The organism is Cupriavidus sp. 207A1, from assembly GCF_057798955.1.
Genome location: NZ_JBYOJO010000001.1, coordinates 210,810 through 231,521, shown reverse-complemented (window position 1 = coordinate 231,521; position 20,712 = coordinate 210,810). Strand labels below are relative to the sequence as shown.

General features: G+C 65.8%; 16 protein-coding genes. 7 read left to right on the top strand and 9 right to left on the bottom strand.

Features of this window, described 5'->3' with window-relative positions:
• Positions 1–17: 17 nt before the first annotated feature.
• On the top strand, positions 18–791 hold the full coding sequence (locus AC3FMM_RS01065; protein ID WP_473703272.1) for a 4'-phosphopantetheinyl transferase family protein: 774 nt from the start codon (positions 18–20) through the stop codon (positions 789–791).
• A gap of 248 nt (positions 792–1,039) precedes the next feature.
• The gene (locus tag AC3FMM_RS01060) at positions 1,040–1,534 is read left to right on the top strand and encodes a DNA-binding response regulator (protein WP_488685989.1); all 495 of its coding nucleotides are present in this window, start codon (positions 1,040–1,042) and stop codon (positions 1,532–1,534) included.
• Positions 1,535–1,551: 17 nt separating this feature from the next.
• Here the strand turns inward: AC3FMM_RS01060 and AC3FMM_RS01055 are convergent, their stop codons facing one another.
• Positions 1,552–2,718, bottom strand: coding sequence for a CBASS cGAMP-activated phospholipase (locus tag AC3FMM_RS01055; protein ID WP_240987728.1), 1,167 nt, complete (start codon positions 2,716–2,718; stop codon positions 1,552–1,554).
• A gap of 226 nt (positions 2,719–2,944) precedes the next feature.
• Between AC3FMM_RS01055 and AC3FMM_RS01050 the strand changes: the two genes are divergently transcribed.
• Positions 2,945–3,703, top strand: a complete 759-nt coding sequence (locus AC3FMM_RS01050; RefSeq protein ID WP_414248473.1) for an IclR family transcriptional regulator — start codon at positions 2,945–2,947, stop codon at positions 3,701–3,703.
• Between the two features lie 4 nt (positions 3,704–3,707).
• Here the strand turns inward: AC3FMM_RS01050 and AC3FMM_RS01045 are convergent, their stop codons facing one another.
• The 3 genes from AC3FMM_RS01045 to AC3FMM_RS01035 are packed head-to-tail and all read right to left on the bottom strand — an operon-like array spanning position 3,708 to position 6,433.
• Entirely contained in the window at positions 3,708–4,058 is a 351-nt protein-coding gene (locus AC3FMM_RS01045) for an AtuA-related protein (protein ID WP_116313424.1), read from the bottom strand.
• Positions 4,059–4,068: 10 nt separating this feature from the next.
• The gene (locus AC3FMM_RS01040; protein ID WP_116313423.1) at positions 4,069–5,424 is read right to left on the bottom strand and encodes an acyclic terpene utilization AtuA family protein; all 1,356 of its coding nucleotides are present in this window, start codon (positions 5,422–5,424) and stop codon (positions 4,069–4,071) included.
• Positions 5,425–5,452: 28 nt separating this feature from the next.
• Positions 5,453–6,433, bottom strand: a complete 981-nt coding sequence (locus AC3FMM_RS01035; RefSeq protein ID WP_473703270.1) for a Bug family tripartite tricarboxylate transporter substrate binding protein — start codon at positions 6,431–6,433, stop codon at positions 5,453–5,455.
• 375 nt (positions 6,434–6,808) lie between these two features.
• Between AC3FMM_RS01035 and AC3FMM_RS01030 the strand changes: the two genes are divergently transcribed.
• The 3 genes from AC3FMM_RS01030 (at position 6,809) to AC3FMM_RS01020 (ending at position 11,448) form a co-directional block, all read left to right on the top strand.
• Positions 6,809–8,452, top strand: a complete 1,644-nt coding sequence (locus AC3FMM_RS01030; protein ID WP_240987727.1) for a mechanosensitive ion channel family protein — start codon at positions 6,809–6,811, stop codon at positions 8,450–8,452.
• Between the two features lie 234 nt (positions 8,453–8,686).
• Positions 8,687–9,157 (top strand): (2Fe-2S)-binding protein, encoded by a 471-nt coding sequence (locus AC3FMM_RS01025; protein WP_326347656.1) that lies wholly within the window; start codon positions 8,687–8,689, stop codon positions 9,155–9,157.
• Positions 9,157–11,448, top strand: coding sequence for a xanthine dehydrogenase family protein molybdopterin-binding subunit (locus AC3FMM_RS01020; RefSeq protein WP_326347657.1), 2,292 nt, complete (start codon positions 9,157–9,159; stop codon positions 11,446–11,448). Before AC3FMM_RS01025 ends, AC3FMM_RS01020 begins: the two co-directional genes overlap by 1 nt.
• A 45-nt stretch (positions 11,449–11,493) precedes the next feature.
• On the opposite strand, the gene AC3FMM_RS01015 is transcribed toward AC3FMM_RS01020, so the two are convergent.
• A complete protein-coding gene (locus AC3FMM_RS01015; protein WP_488685988.1) occupies positions 11,494–12,717 on the bottom strand; it encodes an MFS transporter in 1,224 nt (407 codons plus the stop codon).
• Between the two features lie 234 nt (positions 12,718–12,951).
• Between AC3FMM_RS01015 and AC3FMM_RS01010 the strand changes: the two genes are divergently transcribed.
• Positions 12,952–13,839 carry a LysR family transcriptional regulator gene (locus AC3FMM_RS01010; RefSeq protein WP_115712169.1) on the top strand — a complete coding sequence of 296 codons (888 nt, stop codon included), beginning with the start codon at positions 12,952–12,954 and terminating at the stop codon, positions 13,837–13,839.
• 141 nt (positions 13,840–13,980) lie between these two features.
• On the opposite strand, the gene AC3FMM_RS01005 is transcribed toward AC3FMM_RS01010, so the two are convergent.
• The 4 genes from AC3FMM_RS01005 to AC3FMM_RS00990 all read right to left on the bottom strand — a co-directional run bounded on the left by AC3FMM_RS01005 (position 13,981) and on the right by AC3FMM_RS00990 (position 20,671).
• Positions 13,981–16,107 (bottom strand): phospholipase effector Tle1 domain-containing protein, encoded by a 2,127-nt coding sequence (locus tag AC3FMM_RS01005; protein WP_488685987.1) that lies wholly within the window; start codon positions 16,105–16,107, stop codon positions 13,981–13,983.
• Positions 16,104–16,730 (bottom strand): DUF3304 domain-containing protein, encoded by a 627-nt coding sequence (locus AC3FMM_RS01000; protein WP_116313418.1) that lies wholly within the window; start codon positions 16,728–16,730, stop codon positions 16,104–16,106. Before AC3FMM_RS01000 ends, AC3FMM_RS01005 begins: the two co-directional genes overlap by 4 nt.
• A 69-nt stretch (positions 16,731–16,799) precedes the next feature.
• The gene (locus AC3FMM_RS00995; RefSeq protein ID WP_488685986.1) at positions 16,800–17,750 is read right to left on the bottom strand and encodes a DUF4123 domain-containing protein; all 951 of its coding nucleotides are present in this window, start codon (positions 17,748–17,750) and stop codon (positions 16,800–16,802) included.
• A gap of 8 nt (positions 17,751–17,758) precedes the next feature.
• Positions 17,759–20,671 carry a type VI secretion system Vgr family protein gene (locus AC3FMM_RS00990; protein ID WP_488685985.1) on the bottom strand — a complete coding sequence of 971 codons (2,913 nt, stop codon included), beginning with the start codon at positions 20,669–20,671 and terminating at the stop codon, positions 17,759–17,761.
• Between the last annotated feature and the right edge of the window lie 41 nt (positions 20,672–20,712).

The following is a 20,712-nucleotide window of genomic DNA, read 5'->3' as shown; positions in this document are numbered from 1 at the left end:
GGCGGACGTGGCACGGCATGCAGCATGACGACGTTGCCGCACGGGGCGCGGTGGATACCGCGCCGTTCGTGCTGCCGCAATCGGAGCGCCTGGCGTTGCCGGACGGCGCGGTACAGGTATGGCGGCTGGATGACGCGCAGGTCAACCCGGCATGCACGCGCCTGGCCCATACGCTTGCGCCGGACGAGCGCGCGCGCGCCCTGGCCTACCGGCACGCCAGGCACTGCAATGGCTATGTCGCCCGGCGCGGGCTGCTGCGCTGGCTGGTCGGCGGCTACCTGCACTGCCAGCCCGAAGCGCTGCGCCTGACCGTGTCGCCATTCGGCCAGCCGGTGTTGCAATGGCCGCAGGCCGGGCTGGCCTTCAGCGTGTCCCACACCGACGGCCTGGCGCTGCTGGCCTTCGCGCGGGATTGCCGCCTCGGCGTGGACGTGGAGCGGCGTGCCGGCGGCGTGAACGTAGCGGCCGTCCCGGGATTTGGACGCGGCATATTTTCCGCGCAGGAAGCGCAGGTCCTGGCGCGTGCCCGGCCCGCTGCGGCCGACGCGCTGCTGGGCATCTGGACGCGCAAGGAAGCGCTGCTGAAAGCGCTCGGCACCGGCCTCTCGGCCGATCCCACCGCGTACACCACGGAAGACGACTGGCGGCGCGGCGCGGGCCATTGGCGGGCTTCGCGAGATGGCATAGCCATGTCCGGCTGGACCTGCCTGGACCTGGATGCCGGTGCCGGGTTCAGGGTGGCGCTGGCCGTGTCGCTGCCGGACGCAAGCGTCACGTGGCACCGTTGCTGACCGGTCCCGCGGCTTGGCAAGGGTTCGGCGACGTAACACGTTACGTTACACGTAACGCCAGCCGGGCCGATGCCAGCCATGCGCGCGGGCCGGTCCGCACCGGCCGCCCTGCCGCAAACCCGCGGCCCGCCTGGGTCGCGGCGCTGACCGGGAGCGCACGCCCGGGCCCTGCCGGCATTGGCATCCCCTTTGCTGATCCCGGTGAAAAGCGTTGGCCAGGAAGCCAATGCCCGACAACGGAGGAAGGAATGAGCTGGACTAACCATGGAACGCCGGCCCCGGCGCAGGTGCTGGAGTGCGGCGGCGAGGCCCATGCCGTGGTCATCGACGACATGCCGATGTACCGGCACGGCATCGCGCGCCTGCTCGGCGAGATGCCGGGCATCGGCCGGGTGGAACCGGTGGAGACCGAGTCCCTGGCGGCGCGCAACCTGCGCTTGCCGGCGCCGGCGCTGCTGGTGTTCGGCATGCCGCAGGACCTGGCCGAAGGCTGGAACCAGCTGCGGCTGGCCAGCCTGGTGCTGCGTCCGCGGCGCCTGCTGCTGATCTCAGACAATATGTGGCTGCGCCTGCCGCCCGGCCTGGACGCGCGCTTTGCGCGCACCCTGTGCCGCTCGGCATCGCTGGCAACGATCGAACGGGACGTGCGCGCGCTGCTGGACCTGCCGCTCGCCGCGCCGGCCCGGCCCGGGCCGGACGCCATGCCGACCGGAGTCCGGCGTCCCTTCCACGCGTTCGCGTAAGACGCGGCTATCCGGGCCTATCGCGCCGGCGAGATCCTGTGCACCTGGGCCGTGGCTCCGGCGCTGCGGCGCGCGAACGTGCCTGCGTTCTCGTTCTCGCCGTAATAAAACGTCGGGGCGGGAGCGAGATGCCTCAGGAACGGCTGGAACTCGCGGCTGCCGATGCAGATCTTGGACCGCTCCGAGGCCGCGCCAAGCAGCACCTCCCGCGCCGCGTGGTCAGCCCTGTCCATGCCCACCGCGCGTGCGCGCTGGTCGGTCAGGTCATCGTCGACCAGCACATAGCGCCCCGGCAGCAGGTGCGACAGCATGAAATCGCTCAGCGCTTCCTGGACCGATATCGACAGGCCGAACAATCGCCGGGGCATGTTGGCGGGATTGATGCCGCCCCAGTCATAGGTGCCGCCCTCGCGATTGCGGCGCGGGTTCACGGTGAACTTCGACGACATTGTTCCTATCGCCATGACGTGTACATCGGCGAGCGAGCGCAGCAGGGAATACTGCGCCTCGTGCACGGCCAGCAGGCCCGGCGCATTGGCGTAAAGGCCGCCATCGACGAACTGGTTGTGGTTGAAGGTGTAGCGCGCGAAGTAGGCCGGCGCGGCACTGGTCGCCATCGCGATATCCGCAATGCGGAACTTGTGGTCGCGCTTGAAATTGACGTGGTGCGGCGTCTTGAATATCTGCGGCCGCCCGGTGGAGTAATTGATCGCGGGAATGACGACCCGGTGCGCGCAGGCGCCGAGCAGGCGCTCGCCGAACAGATGCTCGGCGCACAGCAGTTCCAGCAGCCGGCGCGAGCCGAACGGCGCGCGCCAGATGCCGGCAAGCGACCAGCGCCGCTGAAAGATCTGCTCGCCATGCCGCGTCAGCAGGTCCACGATGCGGCTTGCCGGCAGCTCCAGCGCCAGGGCCAGCGCAATGACCCCGCCGATCGAGGTCCCCGCGATCAGGTCGAAGCGGGTCGCAATCGGAGCTCCGATTTCCTCCTCGAAATCGGCAAGCAGCCTGGCCGTGTACAGCCCGCGAAAGCCGCCGCCCGAGAGCGCGAGGATCTGAAACCGGTCCGGAGCCGACTCGTCCAAGGATTCCCCCTGCCGCCATATGAACCGTCGTCGCACGGCCGGAAACCCACGTCTGGTCCTCGCGGCAATGCCGCCCGCCTCAATGCCATGCGCATCCATACTAGGCGACGGCTACATGTTTTTACAGAAGCGTCGCGGGCGATGTAGCCAGAACATGCAGGCAATTAGATGGCATTTCATTCTGATTTGCACGACGGCACTGTCATGCGCCATCGGGCCGCTCCCGCGCGTCGCACCGCGAAGCGAACGCCAGCGCCGGCATGCGAGACCATCCATGCGATGATGGCCACGTCCTGGCCAGCCTAGCCACCCCATGCCCGACCGCATCCCACGCTCGTCCCCGGTGCAGCGCGCGCTCTCCATCCTGCGCGCGCTTTCCGATCCGCAGGTGCGGCGCCTGTCCGATGTCGCGCGCGCCACCGGGCTCGACCCGGCAACGACATCGCGCCTGCTGGAGATGCTGGTCGCGGAAGGATTCGCCACGCGCGATGCCCAGCGGCGCTTCGGCATCGGCGCCGAGGTCTTCCAGCTTGCCGACGTGGCCCAGCGCCGCGTCGACCTGCGCGCGCTGGCACGGCATAGCCTGGAGCGGCTGGTGGAGGAATTCGAGGACACCGCCGTGCTGACCGAAGCCAGCCGCGGCGAATCGGTCTGCACGCATATCGAGCTGGGCACCTTCGCGATCCGCGCCAACTATGTCGAGGTCGGCACGCGCCGGCCGCTGGGCGTGGGCGCGGGCAGCATGGCGGTGCTGGCCTGGTTGCCGCCGGCTGAGCGGGCGACGCGGTTGCAGCAGACCGCGCGCCGGCTCGCGGGTTATCCGCGGCTGACGCCGGAACTGATCGCCAGAGAGGCCGTGGCCGCGCGCGAACGCGGCCACGTGATGTTTCTCGACTGGGTGGTCGAGCAGATGGGTGGCATCGCGGTGCCTATCCTGAACTATGAAGGCCAGCCTCTCGGCGCGCTCAGCATTGCCGCGCTCAGCGAACGGCTGCGCTCGCGCGAAGCGCGCCTGGCCAGGCGGCTGAAGGATGAAGCGCGCCGCATCAGCAGCGCCTGGACCCGGCGCGCCGGACCGCGCTAGCGCTTCAGGCCGGCGGCCCGCGCAGCAGGCCGGCAAGCGCGTCGGGAATGTCCAGTTCGAAGCGCAGCACTGCGCTGGCCAGCGCCTTGCCGTAATTGTCGAGCGCCAGGCTGCGCGATACTCCGCCGCCCAGCGCGCCGTGCGCGACAAAGTTCAGCACCTGCAGGCCGTCGACGGCATAGCGCTCCACCGCTCCCGTGATCACGCCGCCGAACAGGGCCTTGAACGCCGGCGCGGTGAGCTGCGCCTTCAGGTAGGGATAGAACGCCGGGTCATAGGCAATCACGGCCGTATTCGAGGTATTGCCCTTGTCGCCCGACCGGGTATGCGCGACGCGCCGCAAGCAAACGATCATTGGCTGGCCCTCAGAGAAAGTGGATGCGGGACTCGACCTGCGCGCGCGGCACCAGTGCCGACCACACCCCGATGATCTCGCGCGTGCGGTCCTGGTGCGGCACGCGCTTGCCGGTCGACGCCAGCCCGCAGACCGCCATGCTGTCGATCTCGCGGCCGACCTTGGCGGCCTCTTCGCGCGTGCGGGTGCGCGCGGCCACGCGCACTGCAACCTCGTTCGGCTCGCATGGCGGCACCGGCGACGCCGCGCCATGGATGGCGTTGACCCCTAGGAAGTCGATGCGCAGTTCATCCGCCTGCAGGTTGGCCAGCGCAAAGCGCTTTTCCAGGATGACGCGCGCCAGCTGCGCCTTGGCCAGGCAGCCGGGCCCGGCGTAGAAGAACATGTCCTCGCCGATAAAGCCCTCGGTACAGCCCAGCGACACCTTCAGCGTGCCGGTGCGCGGCGCGCCGCGCACGCCGCTGACGCGCACCTGGTCCGGCCCCGCCTGCTCGAGCACGGCGGTGGTGAAATCCACTACCACGTCCGGCGTGATATAGCGGGCGGGGTCGTGCACCTCGTAGAACATCTGCTCCTTGATGGTCTGCAGGTCGATGCGGCCGCCGGTGCCGGCCACCTTGCCGATGACGGCATTGCCGTGCGCATCGACCTCGGCGATGGGAAACGCCAGGTTCCAGGGTTCGGGCACATCCTTGTAGCCAGGATCGCCGAAGTATCCCCCCGTTGCCTGCGCCCCGCATTCGAGCAAATGGCCGATGGCGCTGCCGCGCGCCAGCAGGTCCACGTCGCGCGCATAGTCCCAGCCAAAGGCGTGGATCATCGGCGCCAGGAACAGCGACGGATCGGCGACGCGGCCGGTCACGACGATCTGTGCGCCCTGCTCCAGCGCCCTGACGATGGGCAGCGCACCCTCGTAGGGCTCGGCCGAAATCAGCGTGCCGCGCAGCGACGCAACCGGCGCCCCGCTCTCGAGCAGCGCCAGATCCTGGTCGCAGATGGTCGGCGTGAGATCGGTGGTGGTGATGGCGGCGATGCGCGGCATCGGAAGTCCCAGTTCCTCGCAAATCGCGGCAATGCGGCGCGCCGCGCCAAGCGGATGGATCCACCCCTGGTTGCTGATGATGCGCGTGCCATTGGCCAGGCAATGCGGCAGCACGGCGCGCATGCGCTCGTCCAGGTAAGTGTCGTAGCCGGCGAAGGCCGGATCTCGCCGCTTGCGCACTTGCGCTGCGGAGACCGTCGCCTCGGCCATGGTTTCAAAGCACAGGTAGTCGAGCCGGCCCAGGCGCGCGCTGAGGGCGGCCGGTTCGACGCGGTCGCCCCACCAGCCGGAGCCGGAACCGACGCGCAGCGTTGTCTTGGTCATGGCATTGTCAGGAAGTGGAAGGGTCGCCTTACTGGGGCTGGATGCCCGCCTGGCGGATCACGCGCGACCATTTGTCGTGGTCCGCGCGGATGATCGCCGCGAAGGCGGCGGAGGTGTCGCCGCCTGGCATGGCGCCGAGCTGCTCGATGCGCTGGCGCACCGCGGGCTCGGCCAGCACGCCGGCCACCGCCTTCTGCAGCCGCGCAACGATCTCCGCTGGCGTGCCGGCCGGCGCGAGCAGGCCAAACCAGGAATTCACCACGTAGCCGGGCAGGCCGGATTCCTGCACCGTCGGCACGTCCGGCAACACGGGGGAGCGTTGCGGACTGGTCACGGCGAGGGCCCTGACCTTGCCTGCCCGGATCTGCGCCAGCGCCGACGGCAGGTTGTCGAACATCAGCTCGACCTGCCCGGCCAGCAGGTCCGTCATCGCGGGTGCCGCGCCCTTGTACGGTACATGCTGCAGCCTGATGCCGGCCATGCTGGCAAGCAGTTCAGCCGACAGGTGCGGCGAGCCGCCGGTGCTGGTCGACGCGTAGTTGATGCGCCCGGGCTCCTTCCTGGCCTGCGCGATCACGTCCGCCACCGATCGCACCGGCTGCGCCGCATTGGTCAGCAGCACATTGGGCGAGTTGGCGACCAGCGTCACCGGCGCAAAGTCCCTGGCGGCGTCGTACGGCATGCGCGCGTACAGGTAGGCGTTTGTGACCTGCGTGCCAAGGGTGCCCATCAGCAGGGTGTAGCCGTCGGGGGCGGCGCGCGCCACCGCTTCCGCGCCGAGGTTGCCGCCCGCCCCGGGACGGTTCTCCACCACGACACTCTGTCCGAGCACCTCGCCGAGCCGGGCACCGACCACGCGCGCCAGGATATCGGTGGTGCCGCCGGGCGTGAACGGCACCACCAGCCGCAGTGGCCGCGCCGGATATTCCGCCGGGCCTGCAGCCTGCGCCAACGGCAGGCAACATACCGCGACCACCAGCGCCAGCCGGCGCAGTCCTTTCGTCCGCATTGCTGTCTCCTCGCACTGCGCCGGCAGCGCCAGCGCAGTTTCGCCTGATGAAGGTCTAGTGCGGGCGATGTTAGGCAGCCGACAAAAATGCCGTCAAACTTTTGCGGTTTATTTTCATTGAATGAAAACCCGCGTTCCGGAAGGGAAGCGTCGGGGTGGCACCGATGCGCGCCAGCGGAAATCCGGTCCGCCCCCAAAGGTGACGCCCACGCCGCAGCAACAGGCAGCGATTTTTCTAAGCTCGCCGCCCAAAAAGTTTCACTTCCGCTGCAAATCGCAAGCTGTAACCATGCACCCAACTCTGTCCCCGGCCCGCATGGATGGGGAACGCGCGCGGCGGTGGCACCGCCGTTTCCCAAATCACGCGAGCGACGGATGACCATGGTGTTCTTGCTGACGCGGCGGCTCCCCGTGCTGGCCATCCTGCTGTGGCTTGGCATCGCCGCGGTCCGGGCCGCGCCGGATCCCGCCGCCGAAGCGGCGGCCGTGCCGGTCGAAGTCCGCCTGATGAACCGCCCGATCATGGTGCTGCGTGCCACGCTGGCCGGTGTCACGCCTGAAGTGCGCGCGCGGCGCGCGCTCGACCGCTTCGAAGCCATGACCCCGTCGGACCTGCGCCAGCCCGTGCGCACCAGCCCTGGCGAGCTTGCCGGCCAGCGCGGCGAAGCCATCTATATCGGCGAGCGGCTGCTGCTGGCCGTGGTCGAAGGCGACCTCGATCCCGAGGACAAGGCCGCCTCGCTCGAGACCCTGGTCCGGCAGACCGTCGACAATGTCGGCCAGGCCGTCGCCGCGCGCCGACAGCAACAACATTGGCCTACGCTGATTCGCGGCGCCTTGCGCACGGGCGGCGCGCTGGCGGTCGCGGTCTTGCTGGTCTGGGGGTTGACCAGGACCCGGCGCTTGCTGGGGCGCGTGGTGGACGCCTCGCTGCAGCGGCACCTGAAGGCGCGCACCGCCAACGGCTTCGACTGGACCGCCGCGCTCTACCAGCTGACCGACCGCATCGTACGCATCCTGGCGGTAGCGCTGTTTGCGCTGGTCGCCTTTGTCTGGCTGGAATTCTCGCTGCTGCAGTTTCCGCTGACGCATCCGCTCGGCGACCGCATGGGCGCCTACCTGTGGCGGCTGCTGGAAGGCATCGGCAACGCCGTGGTCGGCGCCGTCCCGGGCCTGCTGGTGGTCGCCATCATCCTGTTCATCACGCGTGGCGTGCAGGCCGTGGTCTCGAGCGTGTTCACGGCCACCGAGCGCGGCAACCTCACGGTGCCCGGCCTGCATCCGGAGACGGTGCCGGCGACGCGCCGCCTGGCCATGGTGCTGGTGTGGGCGCTCGGCTTCACCTTTGCCTACCCCTACATTCCGGGGTCGCAGAGCGACGTGTTCAAGGGCGTGTCCGTGCTGCTCGGCTTCATGCTGACGCTGGGCTCGGCCAATGTCGTGAACCAGCTGATGAGCGGCATGGTGCTGGTGTATGCGCGCGCGCTGCGCGTGGGCGACATGGTCAGCATCGGCGATACCGTGGGATGGGTCGAGAACCTGGGTCCGCTGTCGGTCAGGCTGGTCAACCTGCGCCGGGAGCAGGTCACGCTGCCGAACGCGGTGGTGGTCGGCAGCGCCGTGCACAACTATTCGCGCTCGGGCGACGTCCACCAGGGCAGCGCGGCCCTGCTGTCATCGGCGGTGACGATCGGCTATGACACGCCCTGGCGCCAGGTCCATGCGATGCTGCTCAATGCCGCGCGCCAGGTGCCCGGGCTGGACCCGGCCACCGCACCCTTTGTGCTCCAGCGCGGACTGTCGGACTTCTACGTGGAATATGAATTGTTCTTCGCCATCGAAGACCCGCGCCACCGCTTCTTCGCCCTGTCCACGCTGCATGCCGCGATCCAGGACGAGTTCAATCGCCACAACGTGCAGATCATGTCGCCGCATTTCGTGCTGCAACCGAAGGAGCCGGTGACGGTGCCGGCCGAACAATGGCATGCACCCCCCGCGCAGCAGCGCAGCGACGGCTGAATCGCCTGCGCACTGCACGCTGCGGAGGATATGGCTGCAGACGAGGCCACGCCATCTTGACCCGACCATCCGTAGCGGTCAGCGCTTGCGAACCACGCAGGCTTAAAGAGCTTATAAGCTGTACTTATCAATCCGGCACGGCATTCTTGACGACAATGATGGCCTCATGACAGGCGCCGCAAGTTCGCGCGCCTTGGCATGGCACCGTGCCATTGTCTTCACAAGGAGTTCCCCATGACAAGATTCCAGGTCAACGGCCAGCCCAAGGACGTCGACGTTCCAGGCGAGATGCCGCTGCTGTGGGCGTTGCGCGATGAGCTGGGCATGACCGGCACCAAGTTCGGCTGCGGCATGGCGCTGTGCGGCGCCTGCACGGTGCACGTCGACGGCACCGCGATCCGCGCCTGCGTGACGCCGGTGTCGGCCGTCGCGGGACGATCCGTTGCCACCATCGAAGGCATGGAAGGCGACCGCGTGGGCCAGGCGGTGCAGCAGGCGTGGATTCAGCATAACGTGGCCCAGTGCGGCTATTGCCAGGCCGGGCAGATCATGACCGCGGTCAGCCTGCTCAAGACCTCGCCGGCGCCGACCGACCGGCAGATCGATGAAGCCATGAGCGGCAATATCTGCCGCTGCGGCACCTATCCGCGCATCCGTGCCGCGATCCGGCAGGCGGCCAGCCGCCTGGCGCAGGGGGGCAAGTAATGGCCGACCTCGCTCGACTCTCCCGCCGCGGATTCCTGCGCGGCAGCGTGGGCCTGATGACGCTGGCCGTGACCAGCGGTGGCCTGGTAACCGTCGCCCGCGCCGCTGATCCGGCTCCGAAGAAGTTCGGCGCCGACTCCATGCCGGGCGGCACCGTCGACAATCCGCTGGCGTTCGTCTCGATCGCCGCTGACGGCACCGTCACCATCGTGGCCCATCGCGCCGAGATGGGCACCGGCGTGCGCACCAGCCTGCCGATGGTAGTGGCCGACGAGATGGAGGCGCGCTGGGAGCGCGTCAAGGTGGTCCAGGCCGAGGCCGACGAGACCCGCTACGGCAACCAGAACGTCGACGGCTCGCGCAGCGTGCGGCATTTCCTGATGCCGATGCGGCGCGTCGGCGCGGCGGCGCGACAGATGCTGGAAGCCGCTGCGGCCGCGCGCTGGTCGGTGCCGGTGTCCGAGGTCCGCGCCGTGCAGCACGAAGTGCTGCACCAGCCCAGCGGACGCCGCCTGGGTTTTGGCGAACTGGCAGCCGATGCGGCGCGCCAGCCGGTGCCGAAGGGCGATGCGCTGCGGCTCAAGCCCCGCGCCGGCTTCCGCTATATCGGCAAGAACGCGGTACGGCCGGTCGACCAGGAAGCTATCGGCTCGGGCCGCGCCGTCTATGGCATGGACCTGCGCCTGCCCGGCATGGTGTACGCCGTGGTGGCGCGCCCGCCGGTGGTGGGCGGCAAGCTGCGTCGGCTGGACAGCCGCAAGGCGCTGGCCCTGCCCGGCGTATTGAAGGTGGTGGAGATTCCCGCCTTCCAGGGCGCGCCGGCGTTCCAGCCGCTGGGCGGCGTGGCGGTGGTTGCGCGCAACACCTGGGCGGCCATGCAGGGCCGCGCCGCGCTGGAAATCGAATGGGACGACGGCCCCAACGGCAGCTACGACTCCACGGCGTATCGCCGCACGCTCGAGGCCGCGTCACGTACGCCGGGCAAGGCGGTGCGCAACCAGGGCGATGCGCAGCGGGCCTGGGACACCGCGCCGCCCGCCGAGCGCCTTGCCGCCGACTACTACGTGCCGCACCTGGCCCATGCGTCGATGGAGCCGCCGGTGGCCACCGTGCGCATCCGCGGCGGCAGCGCCGAGGTCTGGACCTCGATCCAGAACCCGGTTGCCGCGCAGACCGCCGTGGCCAGGCGGCTCGAGCTCAAGCCCGGCAACGTCAGGGTCAACGTGCTGCTGCTGGGCGGCGGCTTTGGCCGCAAGTCCAAGCCCGACTTTGTCGACGAGGCCGCCATCGTCGCCCAGGCAATGCCCGAGGGCACGCCGGTCAAGCTGGTATGGACGCGCGACGACGACATCCACCACGACTACCTGCACACGGTCTCGGCCGAGCGCCTGGAAGCGGTCATCGACAGGCAGGGCCAGGTAAAGTCGTGGCTGCACCGCAGCGCCGCGCCGACCATCGCCTCGCTCTTCACCGAGGGCGCGAAAGGCCAGCAGATGTTCGAGTCGGCCATGTCGGCGATCAACATGCCCTACCGCATCGACAACGTGCGCGTGGAAACCGCCGAAGTGCCGGCGCATGCGCGCATCGGCTGGTTCCGCTCGGTGGCCAATATTCCGCACGCGTTCGCGGCCCAGTGCTTTATCGCCGAGCTGGCGCACCGCGCCGGCAAGGACCACCGGCAGTTCGCGCTCGACCTGATCGGGCCCGCACGCAAGATCGACCCCGGCACGCTGGCCGATACCTGGAACTACACCGAATCGCCCGAACGCTACCCGTATGACACGGGGCGCCTGCGCGGCGTGATCGAGGCCGCCACCCGCGGCGCGGGCTGGGGCCGCAAGCTGCCCAGGGGCCACGGGCTCGGCCTGGCGTTCTGCTACAGCTTCATGAGCTACACCGCCACCGTGGTCGAGGTGGCGGTCGATGCGAAGGGCGAGGTGCGCGTGGTGTCAGTGGACATGGCGATGGACTGCGGCCCGCAGATCCATCCCGACCGCATCCGCGCGCAGATGGAAGGTGGCGCCATCATGGGCCTGAGCCTGGCGCTGGCCAGCGAGATCACCTTCGACAAGGGCCGCGTGATGCAGAGCAACTTCCACGACTACGAAGTGCTGCGCCATCATGCGTCACCGCGCGTGATCCGCACCCACCTGGTCAACGACAACCACGACCTGCCGCCGGGCGGCGTGGGCGAGCCGCCGGTGCCGCCGGTCGCGCCCGCGCTGTGCAATGCGATCTTCGCCGCCACCGGCAAGCGCGTGCGCAGCCTGCCGGTGCGCAAGGTGGCATAGGGAAGGCGCCGCGACCATGGCCGCGGCGCCTTTCGCGCAAGCGCGTCAGGCAGCCCGCGCGGCTTCGGCGCGCGCGGTCAGCCAGGTCAGCAACGCCGCAATCCCCAGCAGCGCCGCGCTGGCGACGAAGGTGCTTTGATAACCGCTGCGGTCAAATAGCAGGCCACCCAAGGTAGAACCCAGCGCGATGGCCAACTGCACCACCGCCACCAGCAGGCCGCCTCCGGCCTCGGCGTCGTTCGGGAAGGTCCTGGCGATCCAGGCCCACCAGCCCACTGGCGCCGCGGTGGCCACAAAACCCCACAGTCCCAGCAGCGCCACCGCCGCGCCAGTCTGGCTACCGAATGCAATCAGCGCCAGCGCAATCCCGGCCATCAAGACCGGTATGGCGATCATGGTCGCGTAGAAGCCGCGCCTGAGCGCCGCGCCGATGGCCATGGTGCCGATAAAACCCGTAATCCCGATCACCAGCAGGATCAGCGACAGCGACGACACATCCACGCGCGTCACCGTCTCGAGGAACGGCCGCACATAGGTGAACAGCGTGAACTGTCCCATGAAGAACACGCTGGCGCCGAGCATGCCCAGCAGCACCAGCGGCTGGCGCAACAGTCGCAAGCCGCTGGGGGAGTCGCTGCCGCGCGCTGCCACCGGCATCGCCGGCAGGCTGAGCCACTGCCACGCGAAAGCGATCAGCGCCACCGGCACCAGGCAAAAGAACGCGCCGCGCCAGCCGATCACCCCGCCCAGGTAGCTGCCCAGCGGCGCCGCCACCACCGTGGCCAGCGCGTTGCCGCCGTTGAAGATCGCCAGCGCGCGCGGCACCTGGCCGGGCGGAACCAGCCGCATCGCCGTCGCCGCCGACATCGACCAGAAGCCGCCGACCACCACGCCGATCAGCGCACGGCCCGCCATGTAGGCAAGGTAATTGGGCGCCAGCGCAATCACCGCGCCGGAAACCGCCATCAGCGCCGTCAGCCCCAGCAGCAGCGTCTTGCGGTTCATGCTGCCGGCCAGCGCGGAGATAAACAGGCTGGTCACCACGGCAAAGGCGCCGGAGATCGCGATGCCCTGGCCCGCCAGGCCTTCGGTGACATGCAGGTCGACGGCCATGGGCGTCAGCAGGCTGACCGGCATGAATTCCGAGGCAATCAGCGCAAATACGCACAGCGTCATCGCCAGCACGCCACCCCAGTGGGCAGGCTGGCGTTCGGCATCGTGCGCAGGGAGGGTCGCGCCCATGGGGGCGTCACAGAGTCGGGTTGTCATGCAGTGCGGAAGATGTGGATGCGCGCACCACGCCGCGCGGCGCCGTCATCGTCCGGAGCTGCGTGGCCTGAGCGCGGGGAGCGGAAAAAATGTGCCGGAAGCGGCAATGGCGAAGCCGGGTGTCCCGCCTCTTCGTCCCACCCATGTTCGCGCGTCGACGCGCCCGTGACTAGCTAATGTGTGCTTAAAGACGATATAAGTAGCACTAATCAATATGCCGATGGAGACCGACTCATGGTCCGACGCAATCTCAACGACCTGCTGGCTTTCGTGACAGTGGCGCGCGAAGGCAGCTTCACCCGGGCCGCCGCCTCGCTGGGCGTAACGCAGTCGGCGCTGAGCCAGGCCGTGCGCGGCCTCGAGGAACGGCTGCGGATCCGGCTACTGACCCGCACCACGCGCAGCGTCTCGCCCACCGCCGCGGGCGAACGGCTGATGCAGGCCATCGGCCACCGCTTCGACGAAATCGAGGCCGAGCTCGATGCCCTGACCGCCTTGCGCGACAAGCCCGCCGGCACGGTCCGCATCACCTGCGGCGACAACGTGCTGCACACCATCCTGCTGCCACGGCTCACGCCGCTGCTGCAGGAATATCCGGACATCAAGCTGGAGTTCGACGTCAACTACGGCTTCCGCGACATCGTGGCGGACCGCTTCGACGCCGGCGTGCGCCTGGGCAACACCATCGACAAGGACATGATCGCCGTGCCCATCGGCCCGCCGCTACGCATGGCGGTGGTGGCGTCGCCCGCCTACTTCGCCGCCAATCCGCCGCCGAAGACTCCGCAAGACCTGATGGCGCACCGCTGCATCAACCAGCGCATGCCCACCTCCGGCGGGCTCTACGTCTGGGACTTCGAGCGGCGCGGCCGCCAGGTGAACGTGCGCGTCGACGGGCCGCTGATCTTCAATACCACGCAACCCCAGGTGGATGCCGCACTCGCCGGGCTGGGCATTGTCCTGCTGCCCGAGGATGAGCTGATGCAGCATATCGAAGCCGGCCGGCTGGTGCGCGTGCTGGAGGACTGGTGCCCGAAGTTCAATGGCTACCATTTGTACTACCCGAGCAGGCGGCAGCCGTCGCCGGCGTTTGCGTTGGTGGTGCAGATGTTGCGGGGGTAGGGTGGGAGCGCGGTGGCGATCGATCGCGGCCGTGCGACCTCGGCCAAAGAAAGGACAATCAGTCATGTTCTCTAGCCCACACCCACGCGTGACTCGTTAGCTTGCGGTCGAGACGCTGGGCCGAAACTTTACGCGATCGTCCTAACTGTCGAAAACCCTACGATAACGTCCGTGGCCCTTGGGCTCGCGGCGCGTCGCTGTACCCATTACTGCAAGTACCGCTTCCGTACTCGTTCCAGCGATTGCCCGAAGATCCGCCGCATCAGCGTCCGTCATCAGCGGGACGCCACCTGGGGTCTTTCTATTGGCTTCAAGAACGCGCCGTTCAAAGGCATTCAATTCATAAGCCAACGCTCGGCGGCGCATATTGTTGGCATACCCTGGATTGCCCGACTTCTCCGCGCTCTCCATCAACTTGTCATGCATTGCCTTCTTCTTCCTGACCTCAGCGATGAATACCGCTCTGTCGTCCTTGGTAATCGGACCGAGGAGCCAGAACCCCCCATGTGAATCATGCACGAACTTGTCGAAGAACTCACTCACCGCGGCGGGGACGCTGGACGCCGCGTTGACTTCCGCCACTATCTGCCGTTGCACCGCGTCTGCTGGCGGCGGTAGGTCAACATAGCCGATTCTGGGATTGAAAACCCTTCGCGGCTTGCTTGCCTCCTGGGCGCGTGCGACATCCTTGCGCCAGTCCAACTCCGATTCCCACAGATCCGTCTTGTCCTGGGCGCTGGAATTTCGATAGCTGGACAGACCTTTGAACTTTGAATCAGGAGATACCTGCGCACGCCAACGCCAATAGAGTTGCATGTGATATTGCATGCGGTTCTCGCATGGAGGACCATTTCCAGCGCTTACGCTTTCCTTCTCGACGAATCTGGTCCAGTCGCAATATGCATTGAATGCATTGTCCAGCTCTGGAGCGATATCGAAGTCCACACGGGCTTCAGGCAACATCTTGTCTTTAGGCAACAACTTGACGCCTGCATTGCGCGCTTCAAAGTACATGTCATTCAAGGCTATCTGCGACAGCAGTGCCGATCTACCACTGACTGACTTGCCCTGATCTCCTGGCCCATATCCACCCCCCAGGTCCGAGTGGGCGCCAGGATAGATGAACTCGTTTGTGTTGGATGGGTAGGCCTTGGCACCGATACGCGCGGTGGACAGTGGAAAGGATTGTCGGATTTCGTGAGCCGCCACGTAGTGGACCACTTTGCCAACATTCTCGATATCCATAGTGCCGTCAGCCCAGTCCATCAAGCCCTTGGCAATAGGCATTGAATCTGCCACTCCAACCGAGGCGACGGTGTCAAAAATCCCCAGGAAACGCAGATCGAGCGTGGCGTTGCCGACCTTCATGCCGGTTGCCTTTCGAATCCATTGGCAGAATGTACGGGCTTCTGCTGCGCCGCGTGAAAAGCCGAATACGGAAAGTCGGATGGCGAAAATTCTGGGGCGTTTGCCTTCGATGGCTTTCAGCAAGCGACTTTGAAGCTCACCGAAAACGCTAATCATCTTCCCGTCACCTAAACGCCATCCGGTGGATAGACCATTAACAACGTTGGTGGCCAGCGCTTTCATTTCATTATCGTCAAGCAAATTTCTTTTTAGCAGCGACACATGAACGGAATTGAAAACCTGAAGCATAGCCCAATGAATACGCGCCTCACCACCACTAGCAAATGCTTTGCCACCGCTGGACTCTGAATTCTCACCTATCTCGGGGAACTTTGTTCCCACCCCCGGCATGTAGTAGCGAAATCCCTCTACACGATCGTCGATGTGAGCGTTGAACAGGGTCACAATGTTGGAGTGACTGTTCGTAGGTATGTCGCGCACCATGTTGTTATTGGTGCCATCGAAAAATAGCCCGACGTGTATTTCCCTTGCGCAATTAATAACGCCATCGTTAGCTGCGGCCGCAGCTGCACGTTCGCAAAACTCGCGCGGCGTGGGGGTTCGTTTTGCACGCGATCCTGCTATCGGTAGCATGGGTCGAAATGCTGAACCACCTGGAGGCTCATTCCACCAGTCAGTGGTAGATGCTGAGGCCAGGCGGCGAAAGTGTGGGGACCACATCGCAGGCCTGCCGTTCCCATTCAATCCCGATGGATCCTGCCATAACAGAGTCTGGTGGCCGCTACTCTCGACCAGACATTCCGCGGTTAACGTAGTCGCGGTCTTAAAGTATCCACACCGTACATCGCGGGTGATGGCATTAAAACCGAGTTCATACCAGCCCGGCTGAAAAGCGCTCATTGTCGCTCCTTCGGGTATAGGGGCATTTGTTCTGGCGAAAGCGAAGGAGAATCACCGGGACTAACCTGAAGCGCGCGGTGTTTCTCTTGCGAGCGAGCGCGAGCTTCCGCCTCACTTGCCGCGCCACGCCAGGGGGCGAAATGAAAATCCGGCGGCTTTACCGGATAGTCGGGTCCGGGATAGTCGGGATGCCCTGACATGAAATTCGAGATAATTATTCTAATTTTCCCTTCAGGTAGGAAGTGAATTTGAACTGTTCCTGTTTTATCGTACTTCTCGATTGGAACAATCGCTTCGTGCCATTTACCTACTGCCGCGTCGCCCGTCGCATTCGGATCCGAACTCGAGGTCGTCCAGCGTACCGTTGCAGTCAGTCCTTCATGCCACTTCCTTGGGTAGGTCACACAACAAACAAAGCCTCCGCCACCGCCATAGGCGAAGGAATTGCCTCCCCACGCGTCGTTGACGTAGAACTGATGGATATAGTCGGGCGTATGATTGTAAGCAGTGATACTTGAAGCAGCCATATCATCCGCCCGCCCCTCACTCTTGCTGCATGCCGCAATCATCATGGTCAGCGCTGCCAGGATAACCGTCATCAATGTCGTGCGCTTCAGCTTCATACCATTTCCGTCCTTCACCGTTTTGTCTTATGTCCACGCATTGCTCACCTACGCACTATTCCGGGGATTTCACCGTATTGCCGGACTCATAGCAGTACTACCACCCGCCACCTTCCCTTCCAGTACGTTCCATATGGCATCAGACCATTGCGTCATGCAGTCCTTGAGACTTTCTCCACCAGCCACCCGTCTCCAGGTATCCGCCAGTTCCGGCAATCGATAAAACGCCTCAGTACAGGTCAGACTTAGTACTATGAACTGAAGTTTGTCTGCCGGCGCTCCTATTCCTAGCTTCGTGGCACGATCGATATGATCCATTAGAGTCGCATGGAACTCCCCCCGTTGTACGACAGGAACCAATTCAGGCGTTGTGTCGAGAAGGAGGCTGAACATGGTGTCGCCCTCACTGGCATCAAGCATTGCGGCAAACTGGCCACCGGTGAGATGTAGAAATTCATGCTGATCGGCAACTTCATAACTGTTCGTGACGACAGGGTTCAGCCGACAAGGCGCATTTGTCCGGTCCAAGCAACTCCACGATGCTATGTCTTGCGTCACCCTGAGACGTTGGGAATCCGTCAACAATCGCCACAACTCGGGCAATATGCGCGTGTCGGCAAACCGACAGTGGAGTTCCATGTCGCTGTCGATCTGAGCCATCGCCAGATATGAAAGCGTTTGACATACCTGCTCGGCGCGCTGTGCCGAAGACAGCCAGCTGAACGCGGGAGCGGCGGCACCTGCCGCAATGAGTTGACCGACACGCGCTTGTGTGCTTGCATCTCTGGCGGGCAGCTCGATTAAGTGCGGTGCCATATCGCCAAATGCCGCGAGCCTGGAGTGTGCCAGCACATTATGGATCGGCCAGGCATCTTTTCGCGCAATGGTGCGGATTCTCGCAAAATTAACGAGCATCGCATCTACCAATAGCCACTGTGAACGACCATCTTGTGCGGACTGCCACTGCGCAATTTGTGCCGCCGCAGTTTCAGGATTGAGGATGTCGACAGCAAAGTCCACGGCATTCCTCATTGCAACATCGAGAACGGCGCCCCGCGCTTCGCGGCCTCCAATGCGCATTCAACGCAAACACTGGAAGGAAATAGCGGAATGCCATAAGACTGACTCACCGGCCCCTCGAACTTCCTCTGCGCCGCCTTATAGGTAATCGGCCCCGGGCATTCGAAGGTAATATTGCCGCCCTCAATCGTGATGGCAGCCCCACCAGCCGTCGCAATGCGAATCCCCTTGGCCGCGGCAAAGTCCACATTCATATTGGCCGACACAATGGTCAGGTCCTCCCGCGCCGCCAGCCTCAGCAGATCATGCTGCGCCTGGAGATCGATATCGCCCTGACCTGCTGTCACTTGCAGGCCGACGTTTCCGTCGCCTGCCGCAGACAGTCCTGCGGCCACGCCAATCGCCTGCCCCGCATGCACGCGCACCTGTCCCGCGACGGAGAAATTGTTGTCCTGCCCGCTGGCGAACACGACGCTTTCCCCACTGGCAATTTGCAGGTCCTGGCCCGCCACCATAGCCACGCCAGCCCTGCCGTTGAGGTGGACCATCGGCTCGCCTTGGTGCGGCACCTTCCCTGGTGTGCTGGTATTGCCGCCAGCCGCATCGCCTATGGCGGTATCGAGATTCCGACCATCGACCATGCCCGAGGCGGCCTTCAACTGCCTTGCCAGCGGCGACTCGTCATCCTTCCCGGTCGACAGGACTTGGCTTTGATGCGTGGTGGCGCCCTCACCCAGCGTCCTGACCAGATCGCCCGCCTGCCGCAGCAACGCGATGCCGGCGGCGTTGTCGCCGGTCGGCAGTGCGTGGCCGGTGACGGCATCGCGATAGGTCGTCAACAACAGCCCGGCCCGGCCGCGTACCGCGGCGTAGCCATCGGTCCGCAACTCGAATCCCTGGCCTCGGAAGCTGCCGCGGCGGTTGTCCTGCTGATGAATTAGATGGCCGAGGTTAAGCTGGGTAGCTTGTTCCGTCGTTGCCAGTTGCGTGCGCAGCTGCCCGTCGCTGTCGTCAAGCACCAACTGGTTGTAGCCCATGCCGCCGTGTTCCTGACTCTTGAAACCGGTCAGCGCTGCGGCATTACGGTGTCCGTCTGGGTCAGTGCCCATGCCATGCCACGCGGGGCTGTTGCCACTGGCCAGGTTGCCTTGCGCGCTCGACTGGCTGTCAGAGCCAAGCGCATAAATGCCAGTGGCCTCATAGGGTTGGGAGAACGTGCTGCCGTTCATGGACTTGCCGCCCGGCGTGGGCGGGATGCCGGCTTCGCCTTGGCCGTTGTAGAGCGCGCCGATCACGAACGGCTGGTCGATGTCGTCATCCGCAAATTTGACTAGCACCTCCTGCCCGATGCGCGGCAGCCATTGCCAGCCCATTCCGGCCCCAGCCTGCCGTTGCGCCACGCGCACCCAGCGGCTGCTGCGGTCGTCGGCGCGCTCGCCGCGCTGCCAGGGAAAGCGCACGCGAATCTGACCGCGCGGGCTGGCGTGATGTTCGGCATTGCCGGACGGCCGCGTCTGTCCGTCGGGGCCGACTACGATCGCCGTATGAACGCCGAGCGGGGTGGCGCGGCTGTAAAGACGCGGACAATCAGCGCCCAGGACACGCGCGCGCCATGGCCGCCGCGCGTCGTAGGCGCGGAAGAGGCACGCGTAGCCCTGCTGTTGCGCTACCGCTTTCAGCGCGGAGGTAGGGCTGAGCCGGTCAGCCTCGGACAGCGGAAAGGGGTCCGGCAAGCCAAGCGTGAGCTCGGCAATATCGGGGGCCGGTAGCGGTGTGTCGAAGCACAGTGCCGCGTCCAGCGGTCCCAACCGGTCGGCCAGCGCCGCACGCGTGTCGGCGGCGAGGCTGTTGATGCCGCAGTGCTCGACGGCGTCGATCAGCAGCGGATAGCCGATGCCATCGTCATCCAGCGGGGGCAGGTGCGGGCAGCCATTGACGGTCAGCCGGGTGCCGCTACGCAGCGAGCGCACCGAGGCGCGCCCGGTGAAGCGCAGCGAACGGATTTCGATCGCTTCCATGACCTGTTCGGCGACCCGCTGGGCGCTGGCTGCGTCCGGCGCGAGCGACAGACTCACCGACAGATAGGGGTCCGGGCTCGCGGCGCGGTTCACATGGCCAGCGAAGCGCGCCGGGGCGTGAGCCCGGATCGTGCGCTTGGCTTCTGCGTCCCACGCGGACACGGCGACGCCTCCCACGCCGACCGATGTTTCGCAGGCCAACTGCTGGATAGCGTCCCGGGCTTCCTGGCTATGCGCACGGTGGAAACGAATGCCGCCGCCATCCGCCGACTCGGTGTCTTCGGGCAGTTGCGCGCTGTCGGCAAAGATCACCACAGCGTGACCACCGGCCGCTTCATCTTCTTCCACCACGGTGTAGCCCAAACCGGCCTCGGCCAGCAGGCGCGACAGGAACTGGTAATCGGTCTCGCGGAATTGCGCGACGTGGGGGCGCTCGCCGATTGCCGCGATGCGGGCCTCGGCGCCGGCGGCATAGCGCCACTGCACGTAGGGCGAATATTGCTGCAGGATCGCCTCGATGATGCTGTCGAGGCGGCGGTTCTGGAAAACCTGGCTGTTACGCTGCTGCGTGGTCAGCCATAGCCACGGCACCACGGTCAGCCGGTAGCGCGCCAGGCTGCCATCCGCGCCGAGCTTCTCGGCCTGCCAGATCAGGCCGGTACGGCGCGACTGCCCGCCATCTGCAAGTGCGGTAAGTAGCGTGACGCGCTGCCCAAGCAAGCTGTCGAGCGGGATGCCTGCATTGGCGCTGAGCGCGATGATGCGTGATTCCGCGAGCATCGAGATACCTTCGCGGCCGATCCATGCTTCGACGGCAAGTTCCTCGAGCGGCGAGCTGCCGTCCAGCCTGTACAGACGGTGGTGCGATGAAAAAAGATGCTGATAGAGCGTGGCAAGGTCCATTTTCCGTACAACCAGGGCAGCGCAATCACCGATGGGCGGAA

Bases quoted from the DNA above. Each gene is read 5' to 3' on its own strand.
- AC3FMM_RS01065 (WP_473703272.1), top strand. From the start codon at position 18: ATGCAGCATGACGACGTTGCCGCACGGGGCGCGGTGGATACCGCGCCG.
- AC3FMM_RS01060 (WP_488685989.1), top strand. From the start codon at position 1,040: ATGAGCTGGACTAACCATGGAACGCCGGCCCCGGCGCAGGTGCTGGAG.
- AC3FMM_RS01055 (WP_240987728.1), bottom strand. From the start codon at position 2,718: ATGGATGCGCATGGCATTGAGGCGGGCGGCATTGCCGCGAGGACCAGA.
- AC3FMM_RS01045 (WP_116313424.1), bottom strand. From the start codon at position 4,058: ATGATCGTTTGCTTGCGGCGCGTCGCGCATACCCGGTCGGGCGACAAG.
- AC3FMM_RS01040 (WP_116313423.1), bottom strand. From the start codon at position 5,424: ATGACCAAGACAACGCTGCGCGTCGGTTCCGGCTCCGGCTGGTGGGGC.
- AC3FMM_RS01035 (WP_473703270.1), bottom strand. From the start codon at position 6,433: ATGCGGACGAAAGGACTGCGCCGGCTGGCGCTGGTGGTCGCGGTATGT.
- AC3FMM_RS01030 (WP_240987727.1), top strand. From the start codon at position 6,809: ATGACCATGGTGTTCTTGCTGACGCGGCGGCTCCCCGTGCTGGCCATC.
- AC3FMM_RS01025 (WP_326347656.1), top strand. From the start codon at position 8,687: ATGACAAGATTCCAGGTCAACGGCCAGCCCAAGGACGTCGACGTTCCA.
- AC3FMM_RS01020 (WP_326347657.1), top strand. From the start codon at position 9,157: ATGGCCGACCTCGCTCGACTCTCCCGCCGCGGATTCCTGCGCGGCAGC.
- AC3FMM_RS01015 (WP_488685988.1), bottom strand. From the start codon at position 12,717: ATGACAACCCGACTCTGTGACGCCCCCATGGGCGCGACCCTCCCTGCG.
- AC3FMM_RS01010 (WP_115712169.1), top strand. From the start codon at position 12,952: ATGGTCCGACGCAATCTCAACGACCTGCTGGCTTTCGTGACAGTGGCG.
- AC3FMM_RS01005 (WP_488685987.1), bottom strand. From the start codon at position 16,107: ATGAGCGCTTTTCAGCCGGGCTGGTATGAACTCGGTTTTAATGCCATC.
- AC3FMM_RS01000 (WP_116313418.1), bottom strand. From the start codon at position 16,730: ATGAAGCTGAAGCGCACGACATTGATGACGGTTATCCTGGCAGCGCTG.
- AC3FMM_RS00990 (WP_488685985.1), bottom strand. From the start codon at position 20,671: ATGGACCTTGCCACGCTCTATCAGCATCTTTTTTCATCGCACCACCGT.